The organism is Methylobacterium goesingense, from assembly GCF_022179225.1.
GTDB classification, from domain to species: Bacteria; Pseudomonadota; Alphaproteobacteria; order Rhizobiales; family Beijerinckiaceae; genus Methylobacterium; species Methylobacterium goesingense.
In genome coordinates this window covers 79,720-94,294 of sequence record NZ_BPQL01000069.1, presented here as the reverse complement: position 1 = coordinate 94,294, position 14,575 = coordinate 79,720, and the positions used below count along the sequence as shown (strand labels likewise).

General features: G+C 72.3%; 18 protein-coding genes and 1 pseudogene. 9 read left to right on the top strand and 10 right to left on the bottom strand.

Features of this window, described 5'->3' with window-relative positions; translation table 11 throughout:
* Both MFF30_RS13805 and MFF30_RS13800 read left to right on the top strand, forming a co-directional pair.
* Nucleotides 1-208: pseudogene (locus MFF30_RS13805) on the top strand (hypothetical protein); the annotation flags it as partial.
* A 38-nt stretch (nt 209-246) separates the two neighbouring features.
* A complete protein-coding gene (locus MFF30_RS13800) occupies nt 247-1,071 on the top strand; it encodes a metal ABC transporter permease (protein WP_238280001.1) in 825 nt (274 codons plus the stop codon).
* Between the two features lie 49 nt (nt 1,072-1,120).
* Here MFF30_RS13800 and MFF30_RS13795 read toward each other — a convergent pair whose 3' ends face one another.
* Nucleotides 1,121-1,723 (bottom strand): exopolysaccharide biosynthesis protein, encoded by a 603-nt coding sequence (locus MFF30_RS13795; protein WP_283205899.1) that lies wholly within the window; start codon nt 1,721-1,723, stop codon nt 1,121-1,123.
* Nucleotides 1,724-2,103: 380 nt separating this feature from the next.
* Here MFF30_RS13795 and bcsS point away from each other — a divergent pair, with 380 nt between their 5' ends.
* Nucleotides 2,104-2,784: a cellulose biosynthesis protein BcsS gene (gene bcsS / locus MFF30_RS13790; protein ID WP_238279990.1), complete on the top strand. Its 681-nt coding sequence runs from the start codon at nt 2,104-2,106 to the stop codon at nt 2,782-2,784.
* Here bcsS and MFF30_RS13785 read toward each other — a convergent pair.
* Nucleotides 2,762-4,414 carry a cryptochrome/photolyase family protein gene (locus tag MFF30_RS13785; RefSeq protein WP_283205898.1) on the bottom strand — a complete coding sequence of 551 codons (1,653 nt, stop codon included), beginning with the start codon at nt 4,412-4,414 and terminating at the stop codon, nt 2,762-2,764. The genes bcsS and MFF30_RS13785 overlap by 23 nt on opposite strands.
* Nucleotides 4,415-4,612: 198 nt before the next feature.
* On the opposite strand from MFF30_RS13785, the gene MFF30_RS13780 reads away from it, so the two are divergent.
* Both MFF30_RS13780 and MFF30_RS13775 read left to right on the top strand, forming a co-directional pair.
* Entirely contained in the window at nt 4,613-5,479 is an 867-nt protein-coding gene (locus tag MFF30_RS13780; protein WP_238279989.1) for a methionyl-tRNA formyltransferase, read from the top strand.
* Nucleotides 5,480-5,520: 41 nt separating this feature from the next.
* On the top strand, nt 5,521-5,706 hold the full coding sequence (locus MFF30_RS13775) for a DUF2256 domain-containing protein (RefSeq protein WP_238279988.1): 186 nt from the start codon (nt 5,521-5,523) through the stop codon (nt 5,704-5,706).
* A gap of 4 nt (nt 5,707-5,710) precedes the next feature.
* On the opposite strand, the gene MFF30_RS13770 is transcribed toward MFF30_RS13775, so the two are convergent.
* From MFF30_RS13770 to MFF30_RS13755, 4 genes are read right to left on the bottom strand one after another with little or no spacing between them, the layout of a single operon-like run.
* Nucleotides 5,711-6,298 carry a nucleotidyltransferase family protein gene (locus MFF30_RS13770; protein ID WP_238279987.1) on the bottom strand — a complete coding sequence of 196 codons (588 nt, stop codon included), beginning with the start codon at nt 6,296-6,298 and terminating at the stop codon, nt 5,711-5,713.
* On the bottom strand, nt 6,291-7,331 hold the full coding sequence (locus tag MFF30_RS13765) for a molybdopterin-binding protein (protein WP_238279986.1): 1,041 nt from the start codon (nt 7,329-7,331) through the stop codon (nt 6,291-6,293). The genes MFF30_RS13770 and MFF30_RS13765 overlap by 8 nt, the downstream gene beginning before the upstream one ends.
* Entirely contained in the window at nt 7,328-8,029 is a 702-nt protein-coding gene (locus tag MFF30_RS13760) for an XdhC family protein (protein ID WP_238279985.1), read from the bottom strand. Before MFF30_RS13760 ends, MFF30_RS13765 begins: the two co-directional genes overlap by 4 nt.
* Nucleotides 8,030-8,038: 9 nt before the next feature.
* Nucleotides 8,039-8,362 (bottom strand): XdhC family protein, encoded by a 324-nt coding sequence (locus MFF30_RS13755; protein ID WP_238279984.1) that lies wholly within the window; start codon nt 8,360-8,362, stop codon nt 8,039-8,041.
* Nucleotides 8,363-8,604: 242 nt separating this feature from the next.
* Between MFF30_RS13755 and MFF30_RS13750 the strand changes: the two genes are divergently transcribed.
* From MFF30_RS13750 to MFF30_RS13740, 3 genes are all read left to right on the top strand, one after another.
* Entirely contained in the window at nt 8,605-9,747 is a 1,143-nt protein-coding gene (locus tag MFF30_RS13750) for a branched-chain amino acid ABC transporter substrate-binding protein (RefSeq protein WP_238279983.1), read from the top strand.
* Between the two features lie 225 nt (nt 9,748-9,972).
* A complete protein-coding gene (infA, locus tag MFF30_RS13745) occupies nt 9,973-10,245 on the top strand; it encodes a translation initiation factor IF-1 (RefSeq protein WP_056178999.1) in 273 nt (90 codons plus the stop codon).
* 284 nt (nt 10,246-10,529) lie between these two features.
* Entirely contained in the window at nt 10,530-10,853 is a 324-nt protein-coding gene (locus tag MFF30_RS13740) for a hypothetical protein (protein WP_238279982.1), read from the top strand.
* On the opposite strand, the gene MFF30_RS13735 is transcribed toward MFF30_RS13740, so the two are convergent.
* Genes MFF30_RS13735 through pdxY form a run of 3 tightly spaced genes read right to left on the bottom strand, consistent with a single transcriptional unit; the run spans nt 10,844 to nt 13,331 of the window.
* Nucleotides 10,844-11,560 (bottom strand): NUDIX hydrolase, encoded by a 717-nt coding sequence (locus MFF30_RS13735; RefSeq protein WP_238279981.1) that lies wholly within the window; start codon nt 11,558-11,560, stop codon nt 10,844-10,846. The two genes, MFF30_RS13740 and MFF30_RS13735, sit on opposite strands and share 10 nt — an antisense overlap.
* A complete protein-coding gene (locus tag MFF30_RS13730; RefSeq protein ID WP_238279980.1) occupies nt 11,553-12,449 on the bottom strand; it encodes a PhzF family phenazine biosynthesis protein in 897 nt (298 codons plus the stop codon). The genes MFF30_RS13735 and MFF30_RS13730 overlap by 8 nt, the downstream gene beginning before the upstream one ends.
* Before the next feature lie 33 nt (nt 12,450-12,482).
* Nucleotides 12,483-13,331 carry a pyridoxal kinase PdxY gene (gene pdxY, locus MFF30_RS13725; protein ID WP_238279979.1) on the bottom strand — a complete coding sequence of 283 codons (849 nt, stop codon included), beginning with the start codon at nt 13,329-13,331 and terminating at the stop codon, nt 12,483-12,485.
* 202 nt (nt 13,332-13,533) lie between these two features.
* On the opposite strand from pdxY, the gene MFF30_RS13720 reads away from it, so the two are divergent.
* On the top strand, nt 13,534-14,055 hold the full coding sequence (locus MFF30_RS13720; RefSeq protein ID WP_238279978.1) for a DedA family protein: 522 nt from the start codon (nt 13,534-13,536) through the stop codon (nt 14,053-14,055).
* On the opposite strand, the gene MFF30_RS13715 is transcribed toward MFF30_RS13720, so the two are convergent.
* Complete coding sequence (locus MFF30_RS13715) at nt 14,040-14,555, bottom strand: hypothetical protein (RefSeq protein ID WP_238279977.1); 516 nt, start codon at nt 14,553-14,555, stop codon at nt 14,040-14,042. The genes MFF30_RS13720 and MFF30_RS13715 overlap by 16 nt on opposite strands.
* Nucleotides 14,556-14,575: the final 20 nt, after the last annotated feature.

Sequence of the window (14,575 nt, the reverse complement as noted above, 5' to 3'; positions counted from 1 at the left end):
CTGGGACGAGGACGCGGCCGTCTGCGGTCGCCACGCGGTGCCGGCGACCGGCCACGACCACGACCATTCTCACGCCCATGCCCACGCCCACGCCCATGAGCATCACGCGCATGGGGAGGGGCATCACGGGCCTTCGCCGGCCAAGGTGCCGAGCCCCCCGAAGCCCGCCGCGCCCGATCCGGCGCGCGGCCACGGACACGCCGCTTGATCGACCTCCTGTTCGGCCCCTTCATCGAGTTCGGCTTCATGCGCCGGGCCCTGGTCGGCTGCCTCGCCCTCTCGCTCTCGGCGCCGCCCGTCGGCGTTTTCCTGATGCTGCGGCGCATGAGCCTGATGAGCGATGCCATGAGCCACGCCATCCTGCCGGGAGCGGCGGTCGGCTTCCTGGTCGCAGGGCTGTCGCTGCCCGCGATGACGCTGGGCGGCCTCGCGGCGGGCCTGTGCGTGGCGCTGATGGCCGGGCTCGTCACCCGCTCCACCGCCATCAAGGAGGATGCGAGTCTGGCCGCCTTCTACCTGATCTCGCTGGCGGGCGGCGTCCTGCTGGTCTCCTTGCGCGGATCGCAGATCGATTTGCTGCACATCCTGTTCGGCAGCGTGCTCGCGCTCGACGACCCGGCCCTCTGGCTCCTCGGCGGCATCGCGACCGTGACGCTGTTCGGCCTGGCGGCGATCTACCGGCCGCTGGTCATGGAATGCGTCGACCCGCTGTTCCTGCGCACGGTCAGCCGGGCCGGCGGTCCGGTGCATTACGCCTTCCTGGGCCTCGTGGTGATGAACCTCGTGGGCGGCTTCCAGGCGCTCGGCACCCTGCTGGCGGTGGGGCTGATGCTGCTTCCGGCCATCGCGGCACGGTTCTGGGCCGCCGACCTGTCGGGGATGATCCCCGCCTCCGTCCTGATCGCCATGCTGTCGAGCGTGATCGGCCTCAGCTTCTCGTACCGGGCCGACGTGCCGACCGGGCCCGCCATCGTGCTGGCGGCTGGCGGCCTCTACCTCGCCTCGATGCTGGTCGGGCGTCGCGGCGGTCTGGTCTATCGCCTGTTCCGCGGGCGCCACCTCGAAGCCTGAGCCCGGCGGGCGCCGTCATGGCGTGCCCGGGACCTCACGAGCCGGGTCCTCAGAGGTTGAACAGGCCCATGATGCCCGAGACGATCGCGTAGACGAAGCCGGCATTCAGCAGGACGCCGAGGGCGCCGATCGCGACGCCGCCCAGGACCACGACACCGTCGCGCTCCACAAGACCGAGGCCGAGAAGGCAGATCGCCAGCCCCAGGGGAATCTGGCCGACGATGGGCGCGGCCACGATCAGGGCCAGCGACAGGGTGAGCAGCAGCAGCCCGACGCCGCGCATGCCGAGACCGGTCTCGAACAGGCTCATGCGGGGACGCGACCAGTGCTCGAGGCGGCGCAGCAGCGGCACGGCCCGCCCGGCGGCGCGCTCAACGTCCTTGCGGGCCACGGAGCGCCGCAGGAGCGCGCGCGGCAGCCAGGGCGACGCCATGCCGGCCGTGATCTGAACCGCCACCAGAAGCAGCAGCAGGCCGCACACCAGGGGAATCGGCGGCGGCATCGGCAGGCAGTTCGGCAACCCGAGGATCACGATGAGGAGCGCGAACGCGCGATCCTTCAGGACGGCGACGATGTCCCCGACAGTCAGGCGTTCCCCCTCCTGCTCGGCGAGCACGGTGAGAACTTCGGAAGTTCTGGCAGCAGGTGACAAGAAAGCTCGGCCGTTGGCGACTGTCCTGAGGCGGGCTGTAGCCGAGTTGAGTCGCAACGCCAAGCGAACGCCCCGGACCGCACGGCGAATCGGGGGCTCCCGACGACCGGTCCGATCCATCGCGTGCGCGATGACACGGCCCACGAGAGAGACAACCTCAAGTTTCAATTATCAAGAACGAATTCTCTAAGATATCGCATCGACTTCGACCGCTCGTCTGCGCGAGCTGAGCTGTTGAGAGATCGTTCGAAAAAGCATCAGGTTTTTCAACCCAGCGTTGATTGCGCACCAAGACCGTTGAAGATTGCGGCTTCTGTTGCTGTGAGACCGGCCGACCCTTGCGATCCCATGGAGGATGTCTTCGCGGCCCGCTCCGGTGGGTGCGCCTCGTGGGATGCCTCGGCGGGTTCGTCGCCCCGATGGCCGTCGCGGGCGCGGAGGCGACGTCCCCCACCTCGCTGCTGCTGTTCGGCAGCCTGGAGGCGAGCCCCTCGGTCTTCGTCAGCGGTGGCGCGAAGGTGGCGCTCGACCGGGTCGACCGGGAAGGCTTCGTCGCCCTCGCGAACCTCGGCGCCGGGCGCCGGCGGGAAGGCGCGCTGACCCGGGACAGCATCGTCGGCGCCGTGGTGTTCGGATACCAGTGGTTCCCGGAATGGGGAGTGGTCGCGGCCTATGCGGGGCCTGAGGGCACGATGGACGTGCTGTCGGGCTGCAGCTGCGTCCAGGTGCTCCCCGCCCGCTTCGGCCTGCGCCTGCACGGCGAGGTCTGGGCCCGGCCGAGCGACGATACGCTGCTCACGGCCACGCTCATCCTCGGCAGCACGCGCATGAGCGCCTGGGGCCGGCTCTCCTGGGGGTACCGGTTCTGGGGCACCTATCTCGGGCCCGAACTCGCGCATTATCGCGACGAGACCGGCTACGCGAAATGGAATGTCGGACTGCACGCGACGGATTTCGCCCTCGGCCGATTCAGCCTGCGGCTCGCTGCCGGCCTGCAGATGGCCAGCGCCCGGCGGGACACCGCCGCCTATGTGGGCCTCACGGCCTGGACGCCTTGGTAGCCCCAGGGGCCTTGGTAGCCTTGGGAACCTTGCGCCGGGCCGGCGCGCGACGTGGCGGCGGCGCGAGATCGAGGGCGCCCTGGACCGGCGGGCTCGGCGCCGCGAGTCCGTCGAGGAAGCGAGCCGCCTGCGCCTGGATTTCGGCCCGGACGCTCGGGTCGAGGCGCGCGAGGTTTCGGTAGGGCATCGCGAGGCGGGGATTGCCGGACAGCCGGTCCGCATGCGTGATCAGGAAATTCCAGTAGAGCGCGTTGAACGGGCAGGCCGTGGGACCGGTCCGCTTCGCCACGTCATAGGCGCAACCCCGGCAGTAATCCGACATGCGGTTGATGTAGGCGCCGGAGGCCGCGTAGGGCTTCGAGCCCATCACGCCGCCATCGGCCCAGAGCACCATGCCGTGGACATTGGGCAGTTCCACCCATTCGTAGGCATCGGCGTAGACGACGAGGTACCATTCCTCCACCTGGGCCGGTGCGATCCCGGCGAGCAGCGCGAAGTTGCCCGTCACCATCAGGCGCTGGATGTGGTGGGCGTAGGCATGCGCGCGCGTGTCGGCGATGCTCTGCGCCAGACAGTTCATCGCGGTCTCGCCCGACCAGTAGAACCACGGCAGATCGCGGGTGGCCTCCAGGGCATTCGAGCCCGCGTAGTCCGGCATCCGCGCCCAATAGAGCCCGCGCACGTATTCGCGCCAGCCCAGGATCTGCCGGATGAAGCCCTCGACGCAGTGGAGGGGGGCGGCCCCCTCGCGGTAGGCCCGCTCCGCTGCGCGGCAGACTTCCTCGGGCGTAAGGAGTCCGGCATTCAGTGCCGGAGAAATGAGTGCGTGGTACAGGAACGGGGCCCCCGTCCGCATGGCGTCCTGGTAGTCGCCGAAATGCGGCAGCCCGACCGCGAGGAAGTGCCGGAAGGCCGCGAGCGCGTCGGCGCGGGTCACCGGCCAGGCGAAGGCCTCGGTCGCGCCGAAATGGTCGGCGAACGCGGCCTCCACGAGGGCGATCACATCCCGGGTGATGGCGTCCGGCGGGAAGCCGACCCGCTCGGGCAGTGTGTGCCCCTTCGGCAGGCCCTTGCGGTTCTCGGCGTCGAAGTTCCAACGGCCGCCGGTCGGCTCTCCCCCGTCCATGAGCAGCCCGGTACGCCGGCGCATGCCGCGATAGAACGTCTCCATGCGCAGGCTCCGACGGTCCCCGGCCCAGGCGGCGAAGTCGGCGCGGGGACAGAGGAAGCGGTTGTCGTCGCGGATCTGCACCGGCACCGCGGCATCGTCGCGCCAGGCCTGCATCATCTCCCAGACCCGCCACTCGCCCGGCTCCGTGACCACGACCCGGTCGGGTTCGTGGCGGGCGATGGCGCGCATGAGCTCACCGGTGAAGCTGCCGGTGTTGGCGGAATCGTCGAGGCGGACGTAATCCACCCGCACGCCCTCGGCCTCAAGCTCGGCCGCGAAATGCCGCATGGCCGAGAACAGGAAAGCGATCTTCTGCTTATGGTGGCGCACGTAGGTCGCCTCCGCCCGGACCTCGACCAGCAGCACCACGTCGTGGTCCGGGTCGAGGTCCGTGAGGGTGGCGATGCGGCGGGTCAGCTGGTCGCCGAGGAGGAAGCGGAGCGTGCGGATGGGACTCACGCCTCCCGCCGGGAGCGGCCGAGAGTTCCGGTGCTCCGGGCAGGCCGGTGCCGGTCCGTTTCGATCTCGGCGATGTCCCGCGCCATTTTGGCTCCCAATCCGCTGCCGATCCCTTAGGTATGGCGTAAGCCGCTGGCGGGGAGCCGCCGGCGCGCGGGATCGGCCGATCCGTGACGTCGCAGGAATGTTGGGAGCCGCATGAAGTTCGCCTTTGCTGGCATCGATTTCCTCGGCGGCGTGTTCGAGGCCCTGGTCGGGGCGGGTTGGACGCCGATCAAGCTGTTCACCCGGCCCTGCGACGGGATCTACGACCACAACGAGGCCGTGGTGGCGAGCGCGCGCCGCCATCGCGTGCCGATGCAGATCTCGCGGATGAAGCCGGAGGATCTCGCCGCCCTGGCGGAGGCGCACGGGCGGGACTGGGCACTGGTCGTGGCCGGTTATCCCTGGCTCGTGCGCGGCTGGCGCAATGCTTCGGCCTACGGGTTGAACTTCCATCCCTCGCCGCTTCCCATGGGCCGCGGGCCCTACCCCCTGTTCAAGGCGATCAGCGACGGGCAGCCCGAATGGGGCGTCACCGCCCATGTCCTGGCCGAAGACGGCTTCGACACCGGCGACATCCTCGCCCAGGAGCGCTTCCCGCTGAGTGAGCGGGAGTCCCACGAATCCCTGCTGGCGAAGTGCCAGATGGCGGCGCGCCGCATCGCCGCCGGGCCCATCGCCCGCGACCTGCCGGCTCTCTGGAGAACCCCCGTGCCGCAGGGCGCGGGGTCCTACTGGCCACGGGTGACGGATGCGGATCGCACGCTGGATTTCCGGGCCGAGGTCGAAGCCATCCTGCGCCGGGTGCGGGCCTTCGGCACCATCGAGACCCTGGCCCGGGTGGGCGAGACGCGGGTCTACGTGGCGGACGCCGAGGGTTGGCGCGAGTCGCACCGGCACACCCCCGGCAGCGTCGTGCACCGCTACCGGCGCCACATCGTCGTGGCGGCCCGCGACGGCTACATCCAGCTCAACCGCTGGAGCCCGATTCCGGCCACGGAGGCCGGGCATCTGGGGCGGTAGGCGCCCCCTCTTCGGCTTCGAACGCGATCGGGCTACAAACCATGGCGCGGATGCGCAAGAAGGGCGACCTGCCCACCAAGATCTGCGCCCAATGCGGCAAGCCCTTCGCGTGGCGCAAGAAATGGGAGCGGGTCTGGGACGAGGTCCGCTACTGCTCGGACCGGTGCCGGTCCGAGGCCAAATCCAGCGCCAGGCGGGGCGCGCCCGACGACGGCGCGCGCGGCTGAACGCTCACCCGAGGGCGGCCAGGGCCGCCGGGGTATCGATATCGAGGGTCACCCCCGCATCCATCGCGAGTTCGAGCACGTCGTCGCGACCCGCGAGCAGGCGCCCCGCCCCCTGGTCGCCGGTGAGGCGCGCGAGGGCGGGGCCCAGGCGCTGACGGTTGAGCAGAACCGGGTTGCCGCGCTGACCGGCATGGACCGGCACCACGGCGGACGGGACCGGGTCCGCCCGGCGGAACGCCTCCGCGAGGGTGATCAGGTGGCGGGCGGTCACGCGCGGCATGTCGCCGAGAAGCACGAGGACCCCCGCGAGATCGGCCGGAAGGGCAGCGAGGCCCGCCCGGAGCGAGGTCGAGAGACCCTCCGCGTGGGCCGGGTTCGGCACGCGCACGAGGTCGAGCCCGTCGAGGGCTATTCCGACCCGGTCGGCATGGGCCCCCAGCACCGCCACGACCGGGCCGAGGCCCGCGCCGATGGCGGCTTCGGCGGCATGGCGCACGAGGGGGCGCCCCGCGAGGGGCTGCAGGAGCTTGGGGTCCGCCCCGAAGCGGGTGCCGCGCCCGGCGGCGAGGAGGATGAGGCCGAGGTCAGGCATCGTACTCGCCCTCGGTATCCTGGGCCGGGTCGCCACCGGAGCGGGGCTGGGGCCGGGAGACGATCTCCATCAGGAGGCCGCCGACGCCGAGGGCGACGATATCGGCCCGGGTGACCGCGAGGCCGGCGAGCAGCCGGTGCAGCACCCAGTCGAACCCGTTCTCCTTGGGCGAGCGGGCGCAGCCGGGCGCGCCGATCACCGGCACGTCGCCGACCCCGCCCACGAGGAGAAGGTTGCCGGGGTCCACCGGCATGCCGAGATGCTCCACCCGTCCGCCGGCCGCCTCGATGGCGGTGGGGATCACGTCGCGGCGATCGGCGATGGCGGAGGCGCCGAACACCACGACGAGCTCGGCTCGGTCCTCCCGGATCGCCGCGCCGATCGCCCCGGCCAGGCTTTCCGCGCGGTGCGGCACGCGCGCATCGCTGACGAGTTCGGCCCCGGTCGGGGCGAGGCGGCGGCGCAGGTTGGCCAGGGTCTTGTCGATGGTCGCCGGCTTGAGGCCGGGCAGGAGCGTGGAGACGACCCCGACGCGGCGCAAACAATAGGGCGCGACGTCGAGCGCACCCACGGGCGCGGCGCGGCAGGCGCGGCCCAGGGCCTCGCCCGAGACCGCGTACGGAATGATCTTGATCGTCGCCACCATCTCGCCGGCCACCACCGGCTTGTGGGCCGGCAGGGTCGCCACCGTGATCGCCTCGTCGATGCCATTCACCGCGTCGATGGCCGCGCGGTCGATCCGCAGCAGCCCGGCCGTGGCGGCGTGGAGGTTGCATCGCCCGGTGAACGGCGGCTCGCGGGTGAGGTGCGGGCCTGCCAGGTGCGCGGCGAGGCGCTCGGCCGCCGCATCTTCCCCCACGTCCCCGGGTTCGAGGGTGACGGCGACGAGTTCGGACAGGCCCCCCGCCGCGAGGCGCGCCGCATCCTCGGCGGGGATGACAAGCCCCTTGCGCAGGGTCACGTCGTGCGCCCGCACCGTATGGGCGGCGATGAGGCCGCCGGCCTCGCGGGTCGGCACCGTCCCGAACTTCACTTAGGTGCCCCGGTGCGCGGGGCACGCTGCGCGGCGACGATCTGGGCCAAGATCGAGACCGCGATCTCGGCCGGGCTGACGGCGCCGATGTCGAGGCCGATCGGCGCCGCGATCCGGCCGATCGCGGCCTCCCCGAACCCGGCCCCGGCCAGCCGGGCGACGCGGGCCGCGTGGGTCTTGCGCGAGCCGAGGGCCCCCACGTAGAAGCACTCCGCCCTGAGCGCGGCGGCGAGGGCGGGATCGTCGATCTTGGGGTCGTGGGTCAGGGCCGCCACGGCGCAGTAGTGGTCAAGGGGCGCGACCGGCCCCGCGAAGGCATCGTCGGGCCAGTGCGCCACGAGGTCGATCCCGGGAAAGCGCTCGGGCGTCGCGAAGGCCGTGCGCGGATCGATGACGGTGACCGCGAGGTCGAGGGCGCGCGCCATCGGACACAGGGCCTGGCTGATATGCACGGCGCCGATCACGACGAGGCGCACGGGCGGGGCCTGCACGGTCAGGAACAGCGTGCGGCCCCCGGCTTCCACGAGGCCACTCTGGCCCGAGGCGAGGTGCCGCGCCAGGAGGTCGGCGAGGGGGTCGGCGGCAAGCTCGGCCTCGCGCACCACCCGCTGGGCGCCGCCCTCGAGGTCGGTCACCAGGATCGCGGCCCGGCGCGCGGCGCGTTCCGCGTTGAGGGTGGCGAGGATCTCGATCTGCATGCCGGCGCCTCAGGCCACGGGTTCGACGAAGACGCGGATGCGCCCGCCGCAGGACAGGCCGACCTGCCACGCCGTCTCGTCGGCGACGCCGAACGCGATCGTCCGGGCGCGCCCGTCGGCGATCGCATCGAGGCTCTCGGTGATCACCGCCCCTTCGACGCAGCCACCGGAGACCGAGCCGAGGAAGTTGCCCGCGTCGTCCACGACGAGGTGGCTTCCCACCGGACGCGGCGCCGAACCCCAGGTCTCGATCACGGTGGCGAGCGCCACCCCGCGCCCCTCGCGGCGCCAGGCTTCGGCGGCGGCCAGGATGTCGGACTCATTGGACAGCATGGGCTGGCGAACTCCGGGAGCGGGCGATGCGTCGCCGCCGCGCGCGGGGCGAGCCCGCGAACTTTAAAACACGTCCCGGTGAGGTAAGCTCCCGCGCCGCCGTGGCAATGCGGCGATGCCGCGAGCGCGCACGCGGCGTGACTTCCCGCACCGACGGAGCGGGCTTATCCTGGGCGCCGGATCAGCCTGGGTCCGATCCCGTCCCCAGTGCCGCCGCCCCGAGAACCGGACTCACCGCGCCGATGCCAACTCTCACGTCCGCCTCATGCGCCATGATCCTCGCCCTCGCGGCCTGCCTCGCCTCCGGGCACGCCGGGGCGCAGGTGCGGATCGGGCTGTCGGCGCCGCTCACCGGCCCGGACGCGGCCTTCGGACAGGGTCTGCGCCTCGGGGCGGAGCAGGCGGTGGCGGATCTCAACCGGGCGGGCGGCGTCAACGGGCAGCGCCTCGTCCTCGTGGTGGCGGACGATGCCGGCGACGGTAAGCAGGGCCTCGCGGTGGCCCAGCGCTTCGCGACCGAGCGGGTCGGTCTCGTCGTCGGCCCGTTCCATGCCGGGGTCGCCGGTCTGGCGCTGCCCGCCTACGCCGATGCGGGTATCGTCGCGATCCTGCCGGGGAGCGGGTTTCCGGGGCTGACGGCCAAGGGCCTCTGGAACGTCTTTCGCGCCATGCCGAACGACGGCGAGCAGGCCGCCGCGGCCGCCGCCTACCTCCTCCGGCGCCATCCCGGGCAGCGCATCGGCCTCGTCCATGACAAGAGCCCGTTCGGACGCGGCCTCGCCGAGGAGGTCGGCCGCCTCCTGAAGGCGCAGGGCCAATCCGAAGTCGCCTTCGAAACCCTGCCGCGCGGCGAGCGGGACGCCGGCGCCCTCGTCGCGCGGCTGAAACGGGCACGGGTCGAGGCGGTCTATTTCGGCGGCCTCGGGCCGGAGGCGGCCCTGCTCCTGCGCGGCCTGCGGGAGGCCGGGCTGAACGTCCCCCTGGTGGGCACCGACGGGCTTGCCGACCCGGCCTTCCCGCAGGCGGCCGGACCGGCGGCGGAGGGCACGGTGATGACCCTGACGCCGGAGCCCCGGAAGCTGCCGGACCCGAAGGGCGCCCGGGGTCCACGGACGCCCGAGGCCGATGCGGTGGCGGCCCGGGCATACGCGGCGGTCGAGGTGCTGCGCCAGGGCGTGGAGGGTGCGCGGACCGCCGAGGCCCGGGCGGTCGCCGCTTACCTGCGCCAGGGCGTAACGGTCCGGACGTTCCTCGGGGAGATCGCCTTCGACGGCAAGGGCGACCTCAGGGCCGATCCGCGCCGCCCCGCCTTCGGCCTCCAGGTCTGGCGCCGGACGCCGGACGGGCGTATCGATTACGCGGGGAACGACGCCGACGCGCCGTGAGACCGTGGGGCGCCCAACCCCGGCGCGACGGTGAGCGCGCCGCATCGGATTGGGCCGGATTCGGGAAACGCTTGCGTCCGGAGCGCGCGGACATTATGTCGGGGCAACGCTCGCCGGTGTTGCGCATCCGATCGGATCGGACCCGCCGCCCGCCGCGTTTTGCCGAACGGCTTCGTTTAGTGTCCCGGGTCGCCCCATTTCAGGCCGTCCGGCTGGAGAGTGTGGATGGCCAAAGAAGAGTTGATGCAGTTCGATGGTCTCGTGATCGAGATCCTGCCGGACGCACGCTACCGCGTGCAGCTCGATCAGGGCCACGAGATCGTGGCCTACACGGCCGGCAAGATGAAGAAGAACCGCATCAAGACTCTAGCCGGCGACCGCGTCACCGTCGAGATGTCACCCTACGATCTGGAAAAGGGCCGCCTCGTGTTCCGGCACAAGGACGAGCGTTCCTCGGGCCCCCGCCCGCCCATGCGCGGCCAGTTCCGCCGCCGCTGATCGCCCGATCGACCGCCGATGCCTCCCTCCGGGAGGCATCGCTGTTTTGGGCTCCGTGAGGCGCGTTCCGGCGATCAGATCGAGCCTGCCGGACCGCCTTCGCCTGGCTTGTCCGGCGTCCTCTCCTGAACGGAGACAGGGCTGATGCCGACGACCGACATGACGAATCGGTAACCGTTCCGCGCAAGGGGGCCCCGCGATTGACCCGCGCTGCGGCGCGACGCAGAACCGGTGCGGATCAAGCTGTGCCGTATGCACAGCGCCCCGTGCCGTCAGGAGTCGCCGTGTCCCGCGCCAGCCTCGCCGCCGCCCTTCTCGCCGCTGCCCTGCTCGGCGCCTGCACACCGAAGGCCTCGGCCCCGCCCGCCGCCGTCGCGGCGGCCCCCGTAGTCGCCGCCCCCCTGCCCCAGGGCAGCGGCTGCGGCCCGGCCATCGCCCGGACGCAGGCCGTGGTGGACAGCGACGTCGCCACGGGCAACCTGAACGCGCCGGTGGGGGAGCGCTTCAGCGCCGACCTGCGCAATGCCGCGAGCGCCTGCCAGGGCGGACGCGAGCGCGAGGCCCTCGGCCTCCTCGCCGCCGCCAAGGCCCGCTACGGCTACCCGTAGGCGCCCGCGAAGGCGTCGGCGAGGTAGGCTCGCACGAAGCCGGGCATCCGGGCGCCGTCGATGTCGTCCGGCCCCCGGGCCGCCAGGAAGCCCACGAGTTCCGGCGCCGCCTCCGCGCGGCGATGCGTCTCCATGCGGGCGAGGAGGGTCTGTGCGTCGTCGGGAAAGCGCACCGGGCGCAGGAAGGCGCGCTGGCTCCGTCCGGCGAGCAGCACCCAGGCCTCGGGGGCGTCGGCCGCCAGGCCGATACCGGTCTCCTCCCGGAATTCCCGGGCCGCGCTGCCGGCGAGGTCCACGCGCCCGCCGGGCCGGATGTCCTGCCGGTCCGGCGTCCCGCAGGGGAAGTAGGCCTGGCCGGCATTCGCGGTGTGAGCGCCCATGATGCCGAGGAGCGCGGCGCCGTCCGAGGTCCAGGGCACCACCGCCGCGAAGGCGTTGAAGACGGTCGGGTCCGGCGAGCCGGCATCCCGGAAGGCGATGAAGCGCGAGAAGCGGGTCTCGAACAGGTCGACCCGGCAGACATCCCCCTCGATCCGGCAGGCGCAGGCGAGGAGGACGCACCCGTCGAACATCTCCGGCGCCGCCGCGCGCCGCCGGTCCCAGTGCGTGGCGATGGCGTCGGCGTTGGCCTCCGCCCAGGTCCAGTCGTGGGTCACCAGCCGGGCGTCGAGGTGGCGGATCGGCGTCAGCGTGAAGCCGTCAGACAAGCAGGCTGCCCTCGCTCACCAGGACGGCGGCGCCGCTGATCTCCACCGAGCGCAGGGCGCCCGCGCCGATGCAGACCTGCACCCCGATGGTGCTCGGGCGGCCCATGGCGACGCCCTGGCGCAGGACGATGTCATGCTCGCCGTCGCCGAGGGGCTCGAACTGCATCATCACCCCGGAGAAGGCCGCCGCCGCCGAGCCGGTCGCCGGGTCCTCGGCGACGCCGAGATGCGGCGCGAACATCCGGGCCTGGTAGTGCTGCCCCGACCCGTCCGGATCGGGGGTATAGCAGTAGAGCGCCGCCGGTTCGCCGAGATCGTCGAGGGCGGACGGGACCACGCGGGCCCGGTCGAGGACCTCGCGGCTCGCCAGCGGCACGAACAGGAAGCTCGGACCCGCGCGGTGGCGGCTCGGGGCGTGGCGGCGAAAGCCGATCTCGGCCGCCTCCAGGCCGAGGGCGGCGGCGATCGCCTCCGGCTCCGGGCCCGGCCCCAGGAATTCCGGCAGGACCGGCATCTTGAAGCGCCCGGTGCCACGTCCCTCGCCGGGCTCGACCACGCACGCGAGGGTGCCGAGCACGGTCTCCAGGCCGAAGGCCAGGGCGTCCGTGAGGCCCGCCCGCCGGTCGCGGAGCGCCAGGAGCACGGCGGTGCCGAGGGTGGGATGCCCCGCGAAGGGGAGTTCTGAGGCGGGGGTGAAGATCCGCAGCCGCGCCCGGTGACGCTCCGCCTCAGGGGGCAGTACGAACACCGTCTCGGAGAGGTTGAACTCGGCGGCCAGCGCCTGCATCGCGCCCGTGTCGAGTCCCTCGGCGTCCAGCACCACGGCGAGGGGATTGCCGGTGAGCGCGGTGTCGGTGAACACGTCGAGGGTCACGAAGCGGCGCGGCATGGGCGGTATCTCCCGGCTGACGAGGCCTGGACCTTAGACCGTCTCCACGGGGAACGTCTCGCTCGGCGCGACGAACTCGTCCTGGGCCGCCACCGTCAGGATCTCGCGGGAGCCGGCCTCCAGCGTACGCCGCAGCAGGCCGTAGACCGAGGCGCCGGCCATGCCGAGCGCCAGGGCGGCCGAGCCGGTACGGGCGTAGTGCACGAGGAAGAGCGCCGCGATGGCGTCCCCGGCGCCGTTCACGTCGAGGTGCAGGCGCGGCGTGCGCAGGCGCCAGAACGCGCCCCCCTCCCCGGCCATCAGGTCGATGGCGTCGGCGGGCGTGTCGTCGGTGACGAGGGAGGTGACGAGGACGACGCGGGGGCCGAGCGCCTGCACCGAGGCCACCGCCCGCTTGGTCTCCGCCAGGGTGCCGGTGGGCAGGCCCGAGAGCCAATTCAGCTCGAACTGGTTCGGCGTGACGATGTCGGCGGCCGGCACGGCCTGCGCGCGCAGGAATTCGGGAATCCCCGGTCGGACGTAGATGCCCCGGCCCACATCGCCCATCACCGGATCGCAGGCATAGAGCGCCTTCGGGTTCAGGGCCCGCACGGAGGCCACCGCCGCCACGATGGCGGTGCCGATATCGGCCGAGCCCATGTAGCCCGACAGCACCCCGTCGCAGGTGCCGAGCACGCCGCGCTCCGCGATGCCCGCGACGAGGTCCTCGATGGCCGGGCCGTCGAAGACCCGCCCCCGCCAGGCACCGTAGCCGGTGTGGTTGGAGAACTGCACCGTGTGGATCGCCCAGACCTCGACGCCCAGGCGCTGCATCGGAAACACCGCCGAGGTGTTGCCGACATGGCCGAAGGCGACGTGCGACTGGATCGAGAGAATGTTCAAGCCGGGTCTCCGGTGGCGATGGGCGATCGGATCCAGGGCTTAACCCAGTTTTCCCAGCCTTCGCACCCCGTCCTCGCGCGCGGCCGGGCGCTCGGCCCCGCCGGTGGCGACCACTCGGGCCCGCCGGTTGCGAACGTCCTGCTCTTGCCCCGGGGCGCGGCCTCGGCCACAGCGTGGCAGCCCGAGCCGACAAGCGAGCCCCATGGATTTCGAAGCCCTCCGCGCCAGCACCCTCGCCTTCGTGGAGGCACACCAGGGCTGGACACCGCTCATCGTGGGCGTGCTCGCCTTCTGCGAATCGCTGGCCTTCCTGTCGCTGCTGGTACCCGCGACCGTGCTGCTTCTCGGCATCGGCGCGCTGATGGGGGCGATCGGCATTCCGTTCTGGCCCGTGATGCTCGCAGGCGCCCTGGGCGCAGCCCTGGGCGATTGGGTCTCCTACGAGTTCGGGCACTACTACAAGGAGGGCGCCAAGCAGATGTGGCCGATGCGGCGCTACCCCGCCATCGTCGCCCGCGCGGAGGAATTCTGCCACAAATGGGGGGCTGGCGGGATCGTGATCGGCCGCTTCATCGGGCCCGCCCGGGCCGTGGTGCCGCTGATCGCCGGCATCTTCGGAGTCAAGCGCCTGCCCTTCCAGATCGCCAATGTGACGTCGGCGCTCGCCTGGTCCTTCCTCATGCTGGCGCCGGGCGCCGGCATCCTGAGCTACTTCAAGGGCTGAGCCGCACCCGTTCGCCGGCCTGGGGCGGGGCCGGCCGGCTCGGCGAGCCAGTCCCGGCGCCGGGCGATCAGCTGCCGGAGGCGCTCGGCGCGGGCCTCGCGCCGGTGGCACCCGCAATCGCAATCGCCGTCCGGGCACGAGACGGAGCCCTCCCCGAACAGGCTCAGGATCGACAGCACGAGCCCCGCGAGAAAGATGACCGCGAGGGCGACGAAGGGCCAGGCGAGCCCGAGCCCCACCAGCGCCGCGAGGCCGAGTTTCACCGCGAGCGAGCCCGCGACCTTCAGCTTGATCAGGGCCGCCAGCGTCGCACCCGCCCCGAGACCGCCGCGCAAGGTCCGCAGGAGCCGCACCCGCAGGCGCCGGCGCGCGACCAGGGCTTCCAGGCGGCGCAGATCGCGGGTGACACGGTGCATGTCGGCGGCGCGGTCTGCGCCCCGCGCCTCGGCTCGCTCCTCCAGCAGGGCTCCCTCCTTCCGGGTCCGAAGCGATCGGAGCATGCGGGCGGCGCACGCGCAAC